The organism is Limnobacter litoralis (assembly GCF_030160455.1).
GTDB lineage: Bacteria > Pseudomonadota > Gammaproteobacteria > Burkholderiales > Burkholderiaceae_B > Limnobacter > Limnobacter litoralis.
On sequence record NZ_BSOJ01000027.1, the window covers coordinates 20,848 to 34,717 of the forward strand.

Sequence of the window (13,870 nt, forward strand, 5' to 3'; positions counted from 1 at the left end):
GCCTCCGGCGTGTCCGTGTCTTGAAGGCCTTTCATGTGACCTTGCCCCTACGCGCTGTGGCGTGGCTGAACCAGCAGCCTCAGGGCCAGCGCGCCCAACACAAACCCCATGACATAGCGCTGCACGGACAGCCAAAACCGGTTTCGGGCAAACCACACCGCAATCTGCGCGGCGCACAAGGCCACCAGCAAATTGACCGTGGCGCCTATCAACACCTGTGTCATGCCGAATACCAGACTTTGACCGAGCACTGAACCTCTTCCCGGCACAATGAACTGAGGCAGCACCGACAGATAAAAAATGGCCACTTTGGGGTTGAGTATGCTGGTCATCACCCCCATCACAAACAATCGGCGATCTGACTCGGCAGCCATCGGTGTCGGCTCGAAAGGAGATCGCGCCCCCGGCCTGAGGGTTTGCCAAGCCAGCCAGCCCAAATACACAGCACCCGCGAAGCGAAGCACTTCATAGCCCATCGGCACAGCCAGAAACAGCGCAGACAAACCCAACGCGGCAGAACACATGTGCACCGTAAAACCCAGCACCACCCCAAACCACGACATCACACCGGCGCGACGCCCCTGACACAGCGAACGCGACAACAGGTACATCATGTTGGGGCCCGGGGTTAAAGCCATGAGAAACGCGGCGGCCGCGAAAAGAATCAAGCTATTCTGGGTCATTCAGTGCAAACCATAAAATCACAACGGTGAATTGGAGAGCAGGATTTCTACAAGCCAGCTATGCATTATTTCTGATTTGACCTTTCCCTGCAAAATCGTAAAAACGTTTGAAGTCGTGCTGACAACACTTTGTGCCGTTGATGGATTAGAAATAAATTTCGTTTAAGTATTGGAAGGGGAGTACTCAATTCCACTAGTCTTCCCGCTGAAATAAAATCGGCTACAACCAATCGCGACAGACAGGCCAACCCCAACCCCTCAGCAGCGGCGTGCTTGATTGCTTCTGAATTACTAAACTGCCCACCAGCATTGATGCTGTGCAAGTATGGAACCAATGCATGTTCTACTGCCTCACGCGTACCGGAACCAGGTTCGCGCAGCAGCCATAGGGCTTCTCGCAATGCCTTGATCGATATCGGATGTTGTGAATTGTCACAGACCAGGGGATGGCTCGGTGCAGCTACCACTATCAAATCATCCACGATCCAGGGCTCTACATGCAGGTCAGGGTCATGCCACGGGCCCTCAATCAAGCCGATATCAAGCTCAAAATTAATCACTGCAGTTGCAATTTCCGACGTATTGGCGATAGTTACGCTCGGGGCAGCCCCCGCCTGTTTCAACCCAAAGGCCGACAGCATCTTGGGTAACAGATAAATACCAATCGTCGTACTGGCTCCAATATGCAGCCCGGCACCCGACTCAAGGCCGCCCGGCGCAAACTGCTTCTCGATAGTCGACGCTGCATCAAGCATCTGCCTGGCCTGAGGCAAAAGCAGGCGACCGTTGTCATTGATCTTAAGCCGTTTGCCAAGCCTATCGAAAAGTCTTGCATCAAGCATTGACTCCAGTTCAATTAGTGCCGAACTGGTGGCAGATTGAGACAGGGCTATCAGATCGGCAGCCGCCGTGGTGCTTCCCGATTCGGCAATCGCTAAAAAGATCTGAAGCTGACGTAGCGATAGGCGCATAAGAGTTAGGCGATTCAGATAACTGTGTTGTCGCTGAATGATACAGAAAAAAGCCGTATCTACTTCTGCAGGATGCACATATTCTTACCGCAAGACCCCGCAATGAAGACCAACAGGTCTTCTGACCGAGTCGGGGGCCTTTGACCCGACCGTCAATTGACATCTGAAAAATTTCAAAAGGTTTGGAATAAAAGGCCACCAGATTTCGTATATCCCGTTGTAAGTATCACTAAATCATCTACCGGAGAGCATCATGAAAAAATTATTGATTACAGCACTGTTGAGTTTCACAGCAGCAAGCAGCGCACTTGCGGGGCCCGCCAGCGATGCAGCAAAAGCCCATTTTTCAGCAGTTGCCTCACATGACACCGATGGAATAATGAAAGGTTATGCGGCAAATGCCGTGCTTGAGTGGGTTGGCGGTCCGCTTGATGGCAGGTACAGCAGCAATGAGGCAATCCGCAGTACGTGGGAAAAGTTCGGCAAGGCAGTCGGTCCTCTGGAATTGAAAATTGACAAACTTGAGGAGTCAGCCAATCCGAAAGGCTCAACTGTCACGGCCAACGTGATGTTTGTAGGAAAAATGCCGATCAAGGTGCGGTATGTGCTGACTTATCGTGAAGGCGCACTGGTTGATGAGATTTGGCAGATTGATCCAAAACTTGAGTTGTCCAGCTATTGATCACTTGAGTGTGAGCGGGAATACCGATTGGTGCAAGATCGGGCACTTGCCGCAATCGGGTTAAAAACATAAGCGTGCATGTGTTTTTTAGATTCCATAGTTGTGACTAGCACTAGGCATCCCGGGACACAGGTGAACTTATTTGGGACGCCCGTGATTGAAATTGCGATGTGGTCCAAGTACACACAGATTACTGGTCCGCCTGGTGAGCACATATCTGAATAGGAGCATTAGGAAAGTCATGACGACACGGGAAGAACAAATGACAGTCTGTATCCCGAGTCTGCGCCGCTATGCACGAGCACTAGTAGGAAATCGTTCCATGGCAGAGGACCTTGTCCAGGACACCCTGGAACGCGGCTGGAGTCGATTGAATTCCTGGCAGCATGGAAGCGACATGCGCGCATGGTTGTTTTCTATTATGCACAACTTGTTCGTAGACACTGTACGCAGGCAAAGAATGTCGACCGAGGCTTACGATGAAGACAAGGAAGCATCGGACTTGAGTGAACCTCAAATGAATCGAATGCTCATCATGGATTTGCATACGTCGCTGAGCAAGTTGCCGATGGAACAAAGGGAGGTTCTGTTGCTCGTTTCGCTGGAAGAACTGAGCTACGAAGAAGTAGCCAATACCTTGAGCATCCCCGTCGGCACCGTGATGTCCAGGCTGTTTCGAGCACGCGAGAAATTGCGTTCTTTAATGGAGGTTCGTGAGTCTTCGAACCTGTTGAGGATGGTGAAATGAAAGATCAATTCAGTCACGCTCTTGTAACGGAGGCGGATCTGCATGCCTACATCGATGGATTGTTACCGTTGAGCAGGTGTGCCGAGATAGAGTCATATTTGGCATCACACCCGGCAGAGGCTGAGCGACTCAAGTCATATCTCAAGCAAAATGAGGCTTTGCACATGGCGTTTGACAGCGTGCTTGATGAGCCTCTACCAAAACGGTTAACAGTCCCCCCAACGCCTGCTCGCACACACGCTTGGCATCTACAACGGATAGCTGCTTGTGTGGCCATCGCGTTTACAGGTGGCATAGCTGGCTGGTATTTGCATGGGCAGACATATGCTGAACAAATGCTTGCGAAAAATGGTGTTTACACAGTTGCGCAAGGCTCAAGTTCGGACGATCTGGCACGGCAAGCAGCAATTGCACACGTGGTCTACAGCCCGGATGTGAGACGCCCGGTGGAGATAGGTGCCGACCAGGAGGACCAACTGGTTACCTGGCTTTCGAAACGTCTTGGGACCCCCATTAGGCCGCCAAAACTTGGCCAGATCGGTTACGAGCTCATCGGCGGTCGGCTGTTGCCCGGCCAGAGCGGCCCGGTCGCCCAATTCATGTATCAGGATGTTGCCGGCCAGAGGCTCACACTGTATGTCACAAAAGACCAGACTCAAAACCATGACACGCGATTCCGGTTCGAGCAGGAAGGGCCTGTTAACGTTTTCTATTGGATTGACGGCAGATTCGGTTACGCATTGTCGGCCGGGATAGGCAGGAAAGAACTCGCTCGTATCGCAAAGGTTGTTTACGAGCAAATTGCATCTTCATAACCGTTGGAACCAAAGAGGAAAAATCATGATGACCTATGGGTCTTTATTCACCAAAAAAATGCCGCTGTTGTTTTCAATCGCTCTGTCGGCATTTTCATTGTCTGTCTCCGCACAAGACATTCAAAGAATTCCAGAAATCACGCAGACGGAAGCTATATCCGGTGCTTCCAACTTTGCACAGGCCATGGACAATTCAATGAACATAATGAACGCGGGCATGAGCCAGGCACCGATGAATGGCGACCCAGACCACGACTTCGCATCAATGATGATTCCACATCATCAGGGCGCGGTCAACATGGCCAAGGCTGAATTGCTGTTCGGAAAAAATCCTGTTCTACGCCGCCTGGCCCAGGAAATCATAGTCACTCAAAATTCTGAAATTTCAGTCATGCAGTCTGAATTAGGCGTCGCGTCGGCCGAGACGCCACCACATAACACATCAACTCACAAGGAATAATTATGATAAAAGGTATTTTCAGAAAATCAGTACTGGCAACAGCATTGTTTGGAACCACTGCAATTTTCAGTGCTGTGGCAATTGCAGGTCAGGCACCAGAATCAGCAAGTGCCAAAGACATTCCGATTAGTTCCCATGACCGCGTCTATCTGAGCGACCAGTCGTCAAACACCGTATCCGTATTCGACCCCGCCACGGAAAGTTTACTTGGTGTAATCCGCCTGGGAGACCCGACCCCTGGCAACCTCAGCCCACTGTATAAAGGACAGCTGTTGGTGCATGGCATGGGGTTTTCACCAGATCATGCGACACTGGACGTGGTGTCGATCGGCTCGAACTCAGTGACTTTTATAGACACAGCGACCAATCGGGTCAAGCACACGACCTATGTTGGCCGCTCTCCTCATGAGGCGTTCTTCACCCCGGACGGTAAGGAAGTATGGGTCACGATTCGAGGTGAAGATTACATTCAGGTACTGGATGGCAAAACCTACGAGCCAACCAAGAAAATCATGGTTCCGAACGGTCCAGGCATGACTATCTTTTCGCCAGACGGAAAATATGGTTATGTGGTGTCAAGTTTCACACCCGACATGGTGGTGATCGACACCAAATCACACAAGATTGTCGGCCATGTTAAACAGGCATCGCCCTTCAGCCCGGACCTGGCCGCCACCCCCGATGGCGGGCAAGTATGGCTCACACTGAAAGACATCGGGAAGACGCAGGTGATTAACGCGCATCCGCCCTTTAATACACTTGCGGTACTGGACACGGGGCCAATCACCAATCACGTTAACATTGCACGCAATGCAAACGGGCAATTTGCCTACGTAACGGTAGGCGGCCTGAATGAAGTAAAAGTTTTCACGACCACCGACAAGCCAAAACTGGTCGCAACAATCCCGGTAGGTGCGTTACCTCACGGTTTGTGGCCATCTGGCGATGGAACTAGAATTTACGTGGGTCTGGAAAATGGGAATGGTGTAGCAATAATTGACACCTTGAACAACAAGGTAACAGGGACGGTTGCCAGCGGTCAGTCACCGCAAGGCATGGTGTATGTTCCGAATGCAGTTCCGGTCGGTGCCGGTACCGAGAATCTGCTGCCGCTCGCCAATGTCGGCAGTGCAATCAAGCTCACAATGGGGCCGAGTGGTTCACAACAGGTCAGCACCACTGTTTCCATAAACAACCAAGGTTTGCTGGATCTTATGCAGGTGGCCGTAACCGGAATTGAACCCAAAAAACCATATATGTTGGCTCTCTCTACCCAGCCTGATGGTGCCGGCTCACTTGAACCTCTGGCAAAATTTGTGGGCAATCCGGCAGGGGCCGCCATTATCAGCACGCTGGGCCCGTTGCGCAAAGCGGTCGATAAAGATTTACCAGCTGACGCGACACAACGACGTTACCTGGTAATTGCAAAATTGACATCCGAAGGAAAGCCGGAAGAGGTCGTCCAAGTTCAACATTAACAAACCCAAACGCACACATCGGTTAGGACTCGAGCTCGGCAAGGTGCGTCATGGATCCGAGCGAAAGTCCCTGACCATCTTGGCCCTAGTGACAAAAAAGGAAGTCATTGTAGGCCGCGTCGCATTGCCTGTAATCAAAACTGGTCGTGCCCTTTCCGATGCACTCTACCTCGGGTGCCTGGAAAGGGCACACAACATGTTCTTATATTCTGGTTGTTGTTGATCTCAAAAACGCTGTCTGTTTTGGGCCAATCGGTGCAAGTTTCCGTACCATTTTCCAAATCACAATCCCCACAATGGTTCGCTGACAAATCAATGTTCGCTTTCATCTCCTGAATTGCCATTCATGGGAGAGGCGTTTCTGTGAGGAGCAAAATGGTATTTACCAAAAAACCTACCTTTTTTTTAGGTTATTAATACGTAAATTATTTGTTTTTTAATTATTAAAAATGCACGTAACCTGATCCATACATCAACCTGGAAATGATCATGGACACATTAAAAACTTCCCCACAAGTCAGCCACCCCTCCGCTGTCGCCCGAAATTCAAGAAGTCGGAGCGGACTAGGAATAACGCTTGCAGCCTATCTGCCTGGTCTTGGGCTGGCAACACTCATTGCATTAATGGCCAACGAAATGGGCAAACTGCAGTTTCTGCAGTCCAAAGGCATCAGTGCGTTGACCTTGGCGATCGTACTGGGTATGGTTGTCGGCAATACTTTTTATCCACGGATTGCGGCTACATGCGCAGCTGGAGTTGGTTTTTCAAAACAAAACCTGCTTCGCTTGGGCATCATCTTCTATGGATTGCGTCTGACATTTCAGGACATTGGCCGCGTCGGAATCGCTGGCGTCATCATCGACGCAATAGTACTTACCAGCACTTTTTTTCTTGCCTGGTTTCTTGGAACACGATTATTCAAGCTTGACCGCAAAACAGCAATGCTAATCGGTGCTGGTAGCTCAATATGTGGCGCAGCGGCTGTAATGGCGGCAGAGCCAGTGATCAGGGGCCGTGCCGAGCAGGTGACCGTAGCAGTATCGACGGTCGTTGTATTTGGCACACTTGCGATCTTTCTTTACCCAGCTTTATATCACCTGAATGAGCAGTGGCACCTGGTGTCAGTCACACCTACAGCTTTTGGAATTTTTACCGGTTCAACAGTGCATGAGGTCGCACAGGTCGTTGCAGCAGCGCGCGCGATCAGCGAAGAAGCAGCAAACACAGCCGTGATCGCAAAAATGGTGCGAGTGATGATGCTGGCACCCTTTTTAATCATGCTGTCCGCTTGGTTATCGCGAGAAAAGTCTGTGCATCCTGCGCACGTTGGAGTCCAGGTCGCCAAAACTGATCACCCCACACCGGGCAAAATCACGATTCCTTGGTTCGCATTGATCTTCGTAGCAGTCGCCGGGCTAAACTCGCTCGCGATTCTGCCGCACAGCCTGGTATCAGTGGCACTTGACATTGACACATTAATGCTGGCTATGGCAATGGCGGCACTAGGCCTGACTACACACATGTCCGCAATCCAGAAGGCTGGTGTTAAGCCGCTGCTGCTGGCGTTGGTGTTGTTTGTCTGGTTGATCGTCGGCGGTCTGCTCATCAATGCAGTTGTATCCGCTGTGCTTGGCTGATTTTGAGGCTAAGGGCATTCAAACCAATTCACTTTTAAAACATCAACCCGAGGAGCTCATTATGAAATCACCCAAACGCATAGCCATTACCGGTGCAGCTGGCCAGATCGGCTACGCCTTGGTATTCCGAATTGCAAACGGAGATCTGCTTGGACCAGATCAACCGATCATTCTCCATTTACTGGATTTACCGCATGCGTCTGGTGCTTTGCGTGGTATTTCGATGGAGTTGGAGGACTGCGCATTCCCGCTACTGGACAAAGTAGTGATCTCAGACGATCCACACGTTGCCTTTCGCGACGTTGACATTGCAATTCTTGTTGGGGCACAGCCGCGTAAAAAGGGTATGGAGCGCATTGACTTACTGGAGGCAAATGCCAGTATATTTGTAGAGCAGGGACGCGCATTGAACGCAGTCGCCAACCGATCAGTCAAAGTACTGGTGGTAGGCAACCCTGCCAACACAAATGCGCTCATTGCAATGACTGCTGCACCAGACCTTGATCGATCTTGCTTTAGCGCAATGATACGGCTAGATCAAAACAGGGCTCAAGCAATGCTGGCATCGCATCTCGACAAGCCTGTTGACAGTATTTCTCAGTTAATAGTGTGGGGTAATCATTCACCGACAATGTTTGCGGACTACCGCTTTGCCCTGGTGTACGGCCATTCAGTCCCTTTTGTTATTCAAAACGAACAGTGGAACCGTGAGGTGTTCATTAAAACTGTGGCACAGCGCGGTACAGCAATCATTGAGGCGCGTGGTCAGTCATCGGCGGCCTCGGCGGCCAATGCCGCGCTTGATCATATGCGCGACTGGGTGTGCGGCAGTAATGATCGCTGGGTTTCCATGGCTTTACCTTCTGATGGATCGTATGACATTGAAGAGGGTATATTCTTTGGTGTTCCCACGATCTGCAGAAGCGGAAGCATCGAACGCATACGGGACCTTGATATAAATGCATTTGCGCGCGAAAGGTTACAGCTCGCTCAAGATGAATTACGGCAGGAACGCGATGCAATTCGGCATTTGCTGGTTTAAGTGTTCCTGGCATTACTTTGATGATCTACCAATAAAAGAGATAGATAAAAGGGAATTGCCTGTTTTATCCGTTTTGCAATGGTGTTCATATTGGCTAAAGTCAAGACCATGACGACATCAGTTGTCTGAGGCATAAATGAGTCGCGAGTTTGGCCACGTGTGCTGACAAGAGGTGTACTTCATACAATTATTATCACAAAGGAGATCGTATCTATGAAACCTCACTCCATTATTGCCCCGTTAGATAACGAGCCCCAAATACCAGTTGCATCGCGGCGACACTTCATTGTTGGAGCTGGCATGCTTGTTACAAGCCTCGCGACGACTCCCGCCAGAAGCTTGGCCATAACCGCAACGGGAGAAGGCGTAACGTTTGCCGATGGTCCCCGAGAACTGGTCAAGTACCCACAGAAACAACCACTAATCCGTGTAACAACCCGCCCCCCACACTTGGAAACGCCATTCGAGTTATTTAACCGTGGAGCAATTACGCCTAACGATGCATTTTTCGTGCGCTATCATCTGGCAAACATTCCGACTGCAATCGACCCCGACACCTACAGACTGGTGGTCAAAGGTCACGTCAATACAACGCTGAACCTGTCTTTGGTTGAACTCAAGGCTTTGGCAAATCATGTGGAATTAGTTGCCGTCAACCAGTGTTCCGGCAATAGTCGTGGCTTTTCTTCTCCGCGCGTGTTCGGTGCCCAGTTGGCAAATGGTGCCATGGGTAATGCACGTTGGGTTGGTGTACCTCTTAAAGCCGTGCTTGAAAAGGCTGGGGTCAAGGCGGGTGCCAAGCAAGTGATGTTTAACGGATTGGATCAACCAGTGCTGCCCACTACATCCGATTTCAGGAAAACACTGAACATAGATCACGCGCTGGATGGTGAGGTGATGCTTGCGTGGCAGATGAATGGCTCAGATATTCCCTTCCTCAATGGCTTTCCATTAAAGCTCATCGTACCTGGCTATTTCGGCACTTACTGGGTTAAGCATCTCTCAGAAATTGAAGTGCTCGACCAGCAATTTGAGGGTCACGACGCCTTGTTTATGACCAAAGCATACCGTATTCCCGACAATGAATGTAACTGTATAACGCCTGGTACTACACCTGACAAAACCCGGCCTATTTCAACTCTGCCAGTGCGCAGTTTCATTACTAGCGTGACTAACGGAAGTGTTATACCTGTCGGCCGCACAATAGAACTGAAGGGCATAGCCTTTGACGGGGGAGCCGGAATCAAGTTGGTTGAAGTGTCGATTGATGGAGGCAAAACCTGGCGCACAGCAAAGTTGGGGAGCGATCTTGGTCGCTATTCATTCCGGGAATGGATCTTGCCGGTCAAATTCAATATTAAAGGAGGAGCCGTGCTCATGGTGCGCGCCACGAATCGACAGGGTGAAGTGCAGCCACCGAATTCAACATGGAATCCGGGGGGCTATCGCCGCCACGTGATCGAATCAACTGGTGTGATGATTGTTTAAGGGAACGCACATGAACAAAATATTAAACCTGTGCACGGGACTGGTCTTTGCTGGTACGGCCCTGCTCGTGCGTGCGACTCCCTTGGAGCTTAAGCTGCCGCCTGAGACGGCACAGTTCAAGATTTCGCCTCTGCCTGGGTATGTGGTCGCCACCCAAAAATGCGTAATATGCCATTCGGCCGATTACATCAAGTACCAACCCCCAGGCATGAACCTAGCGCAGTGGACAAGTGAGGCTGGAAAGATGCAGCACCTTTATGGTGCCCCCCTTACCGATGACGAAATCCGAAAGGTAGGTGCCTATCTGGCTGTGACCTACGGCACAGCTCAGGAAAGTGAGTTGCCACCTGAATTAAAAGTTGACACCCCAATATCCAAGACAACAACAGAACAGGTGGCAACTCTAGATGCCACGTCGCTGCTAAATGCCAACAGTTGCCTTGGGTGTCATGCTATCGACAAAAAGATAGTCGGCCCAAGCTATCATGAGGTTGCGGTCAAGTATAAAGGTGACCCTCAAGCTCTGGCCAAGATCGCAGCCAACATTCGCGCTGGTGGCTCCGGGAAATGGGGATCGGCTGCAATGCCTCCTTTTTCTCAACTGACATCAGCGGAGTTACGCACCCTTGCTGAATTTGTTCTAAGGCAATGACCACTTTAGAGCCTTCAACTGTATGGGATTAAAACTTTCCAACAAACCATCAAACCGATAGACAAATTCCAGTTTGACCTTCCCCTGTTTGGTGGTAGGTCAACTTGGGTATTGCAGCCTGCATACCCTAATTTGCGAGCTGAAGTCCGCCTTACATTGAAATCAGGATAGCTTCAAAACTATTTGAATTTCCGCGCTGCTTTTCAAATAAAGCATTGGATGGCGGGCGGGTTTGGATAGAAACAAATGTGCGGGCAGATTAAACAATGCAAAACGACAAGTCCAAATCCCAGTCAAGGCGGGTTGGCTGGAAGCTTACTCTTGGGATCGCAACAATGTGTCTGATCTTTTATCTACGGGCGGATCTCATTTGACTCCCAATTGCTGTCAAATCCGTAAAGAAGCCAATCAATCAATACAGACCCTCAACACCATTCAGTGATTCACAATAAATCATGAAATGACGACAAACCAAGTCGAGCACAAGAAGTCTGAAAGCCAATCCGCCTATAATTTATTACGGACAAGCTGTCCCGATCATCCGCATCACCTTCTCAAGAGCATTGCCCATGAGCACACTCAGCAGCCCTCAGATTGAACGCTATCGGGTGTTGTTCAGCGGCATTTGCGCGCTGGTGCTTACGCTCGGTCTGTCCCGTTTTGCCTACACCCCATTGCTGCCCATTATGCGCAATCAGGCTGGGCTGAGCGTACTGGCCGGGGGCTGGCTGGCGACCATCAATTATGCGGGCTACATGACCGGTGCCATTCTGGCCTCGTCCATCAGCAACCTCCAGTTGAAATACCGCCTTTACAAAATCGGCCTGGTGCTTGCCGTCGTCAGCACCATGACCATGGGCATGACCCAGAGCGTCGTTGCATGGGGAATCATGCGATTCATCGGTGGTTTTTCCAGCATGACAGGCATGCTGATCGGCTCAGGCCTTTTGATGAACTGGCTGATGCGCAAGGGGCACAAGCCCGAGCTGGGGCTGCATTTCACGGGCCTGGGCCTTGGCATTGCCGTGTCAGGTACGGCTGTGGCATTGATGTCCAGCCACTTGGGCTGGGATCAGCAATGGATGGCGCTGGGTGTGTTTGGCATTCTGTTTTTCATTCCAGCCTGGCTGTGGCTGCCACCACCGGAGGCCCCAGCAAGTTCATCCAAAACAACACACAACGCGGCCCTGAATCAAACACCACGCCCCACTCAAACATGGATGTGGTTGCTGATCGCGGCGTATTTCTGTGGCGGATTTGGCTATGTCATCAGCGCCACGTTCACAGTCGACATTCTCGTGCATCTGCCCCTTTTGAAAGCCAACAGCAGTTGGGTGTGGGTCATCGTAGGCCTGGCAGCCACGCCGTCCTGCTTTCTGTGGGACAAAGTGGCCAGCAACCTGGGGCATGTGAAGGCGCTGATTTTGGCGTATGTGGTGCAAACGTTTTCTCTGGTGTTGCCCATCATGACTGAGGGCGCCGCCCTGAACATTCTGGGTGCAGTGCTGTTCGGCATCACCTTTGTGGGCATTGTCAGCCTGACCCTCACCCTGGTTGGGCTGCACTTCAAAGACAACCCGGCCAAAGCCATGGCCAGAATGACCCTGAGTTTTGGGGTGGCACAAATTGTGGCCCCCGCCATGGCCGGTGCCATTGCGCACGCAACCGGAAGTTACCACTGGGCGCTGGTGGTCACGGCGCTCGTGATGTTGTCGGGTGTTGGGCTGCTTGTGCTGCTGATGCGGGAGGAGCGATTAAACGCCAGTCAGAGTCAGCGGCTTCCTCACCCATAAGATTCAGCAAATGGGGTGTATTTTGCCCCAGCCCCCATCGAGTAATACACTAAAGGTCACTGCGTTCAACACATCAACTGCATTGTGACAAAACTACGATTTACTCTATTTACAGGACTTTGGGTGTTATGTGCCTCAGGTTGTGCGTCCGTTGATTCTCTACCGAAAGAACCCTTAGTCGACTCAGGAGCCATCGCGGTTGTTTTCGATGCTGGCAATTCGCTGCAGCTTAAAAAAGTGGGCGTTACTCAAATCAGCTATCAAGATCGTTTGGCCAACATATCCAAATGGGGTCTAAAGGCGTTATTGGACAATTATGCGCAAGATACCCTCAAAGGAGCGCATCGCTTTAGCTCGGTCAGCGCGTTTGACAGCTACAACCCCACTTCTGTGTTTCAGAGAGCGGCGATTCTGAACAAAAAAATCGATTATGTGCTTGTCTTTCGACCGGCTAGTAAAGCAAGCATTGATTTCGGAACTCTTTCTGCACTCCATGGAATCGGCATTACACAAACCAGCACGCTCACGGGCAAACACAAGACAATTGGTCAAGTCATTTTACGTGCGACTCTATACGACGCAAAAAACGGTAAAGTCATGCTAAGCAAGGAAGCCCACGATTGGTGGCTTCCACAATTTGAGCTCAACGATTCGTTGAAGCTTGACCAAGAGCAAATCAACAGCATTTACAACAACACAATACCCGTTGGCAAAAGTGTAGTGCATCAGCTCCTCAGACAATTGCAGTTGATTCCGTAGTTCCGCGTAAACGCGATCAGGTCATCCATTCAAAGCCAGCATTGAAAACGCTTCTCTGGCGGCTTTTTCAAGTTCGGTGCGACTAAAACCTCGGCCGCCGTCCGGCACCAACGGAGCCAGCAAGCCATGAATTTGCACCACGATCATGGCGGCACGGCGCTTGTATTCTTCCTTTGAAATTTTCGGGTTTAGGCCGTTGATCAGTTTGAACACCTCTTTGCGCTCGCGTTCAAACACGGTTTGCATCAATTGCGCAGCGAATGGCAAACGATTGGCCAGGGCATTGATCTCAGCCAGTAAACCATAGGTATCGGGTTGCCTGATCTCGATCAGCACCTGATCAATCAGGGCCTTGAACCGTTCAAGCTGAGAGGCAGACTGCATTCGGTCTGTCATTTCAGCCACCCGCAGTTGAAAGCCATCCAGAATGTGAATCAACAAGGCCTCTACCAGCTTTTCCTTGCTGGGATAGTAGTGCTGCAAATTGCCCAGAGAGATGCCCACTTGCTGCGCAACCGCCCGCATGCTTAAGCCCGCATAGCCTTGCTGCGCCAGCAAAGTCTGGGCAACCGCCAGAATGACCTGCGTGCGCTCAAACCCTTTTTCTTGCATTTTTGCCATAGTGTTGGTGTAGTATTAGGTCACTCGACCTATAAATTAA

Annotated in this window: 14 protein-coding genes; 11 read left to right on the forward strand and 3 right to left on the reverse strand. The window is 50.8% G+C overall.

Annotated features, from left to right (window positions below):
• Window positions 1-47: 47 nt before the first annotated feature.
• Together QQJ87_RS11010 and QQJ87_RS11015 are read right to left on the reverse strand one after the other, a co-directional pair.
• Complete coding sequence (locus tag QQJ87_RS11010) at window positions 48-683, reverse strand: LysE family translocator (RefSeq protein WP_284281778.1); 636 nt, start codon at window positions 681-683, stop codon at window positions 48-50.
• 65 nt (window positions 684-748) lie between these two features.
• Complete coding sequence (locus QQJ87_RS11015) at window positions 749-1,654, reverse strand: LysR family transcriptional regulator (protein WP_284281869.1); 906 nt, start codon at window positions 1,652-1,654, stop codon at window positions 749-751.
• A gap of 253 nt (window positions 1,655-1,907) precedes the next feature.
• Between QQJ87_RS11015 and QQJ87_RS11020 the strand changes: the two genes are divergently transcribed.
• The 11 genes from QQJ87_RS11020 to QQJ87_RS11070 all read left to right on the forward strand — a co-directional run bounded on the left by QQJ87_RS11020 (window position 1,908) and on the right by QQJ87_RS11070 (window position 13,209).
• A complete protein-coding gene (locus QQJ87_RS11020; protein ID WP_284281779.1) occupies window positions 1,908-2,336 on the forward strand; it encodes a nuclear transport factor 2 family protein in 429 nt (142 codons plus the stop codon).
• Window positions 2,337-2,598: 262 nt separating this feature from the next.
• Entirely contained in the window at window positions 2,599-3,084 is a 486-nt protein-coding gene (locus QQJ87_RS11025; protein WP_284281870.1) for a sigma-70 family RNA polymerase sigma factor, read from the forward strand.
• Window positions 3,081-3,899 (forward strand): anti-sigma factor family protein, encoded by an 819-nt coding sequence (locus QQJ87_RS11030; RefSeq protein WP_284281780.1) that lies wholly within the window; start codon window positions 3,081-3,083, stop codon window positions 3,897-3,899. Before QQJ87_RS11025 ends, QQJ87_RS11030 begins: the two co-directional genes overlap by 4 nt.
• A 25-nt stretch (window positions 3,900-3,924) precedes the next feature.
• The gene (locus tag QQJ87_RS11035; RefSeq protein ID WP_284281781.1) at window positions 3,925-4,359 is read left to right on the forward strand and encodes a DUF305 domain-containing protein; all 435 of its coding nucleotides are present in this window, start codon (window positions 3,925-3,927) and stop codon (window positions 4,357-4,359) included.
• A 14-nt stretch (window positions 4,360-4,373) separates the two neighbouring features.
• A complete protein-coding gene (locus tag QQJ87_RS11040) occupies window positions 4,374-5,837 on the forward strand; it encodes a YncE family protein (protein WP_431310098.1) in 1,464 nt (487 codons plus the stop codon).
• 489 nt (window positions 5,838-6,326) lie between these two features.
• Window positions 6,327-7,475 (forward strand): YeiH family putative sulfate export transporter, encoded by a 1,149-nt coding sequence (locus QQJ87_RS11045; RefSeq protein WP_284281783.1) that lies wholly within the window; start codon window positions 6,327-6,329, stop codon window positions 7,473-7,475.
• Between the two features lie 58 nt (window positions 7,476-7,533).
• Window positions 7,534-8,517 carry a malate dehydrogenase gene (locus QQJ87_RS11050; protein ID WP_284281871.1) on the forward strand — a complete coding sequence of 328 codons (984 nt, stop codon included), beginning with the start codon at window positions 7,534-7,536 and terminating at the stop codon, window positions 8,515-8,517.
• 213 nt (window positions 8,518-8,730) lie between these two features.
• On the forward strand, window positions 8,731-10,005 hold the full coding sequence (gene sorA / locus QQJ87_RS11055) for a SorA family sulfite dehydrogenase catalytic subunit (RefSeq protein ID WP_284281784.1): 1,275 nt from the start codon (window positions 8,731-8,733) through the stop codon (window positions 10,003-10,005).
• 10 nt (window positions 10,006-10,015) lie between these two features.
• Entirely contained in the window at window positions 10,016-10,657 is a 642-nt protein-coding gene (locus tag QQJ87_RS11060) for a c-type cytochrome (RefSeq protein ID WP_284281785.1), read from the forward strand.
• Between the two features lie 569 nt (window positions 10,658-11,226).
• Window positions 11,227-12,450, forward strand: a complete 1,224-nt coding sequence (locus tag QQJ87_RS11065) for a YbfB/YjiJ family MFS transporter (RefSeq protein WP_284281786.1) — start codon at window positions 11,227-11,229, stop codon at window positions 12,448-12,450.
• An 84-nt stretch (window positions 12,451-12,534) separates the two neighbouring features.
• Complete coding sequence (locus QQJ87_RS11070) at window positions 12,535-13,209, forward strand: hypothetical protein (RefSeq protein ID WP_284281788.1); 675 nt, start codon at window positions 12,535-12,537, stop codon at window positions 13,207-13,209.
• Between the two features lie 21 nt (window positions 13,210-13,230).
• Here QQJ87_RS11070 and QQJ87_RS11075 read toward each other — a convergent pair whose 3' ends face one another.
• The gene (locus tag QQJ87_RS11075) at window positions 13,231-13,830 is read right to left on the reverse strand and encodes a TetR/AcrR family transcriptional regulator (protein ID WP_284281789.1); all 600 of its coding nucleotides are present in this window, start codon (window positions 13,828-13,830) and stop codon (window positions 13,231-13,233) included.
• Window positions 13,831-13,870: the final 40 nt, after the last annotated feature.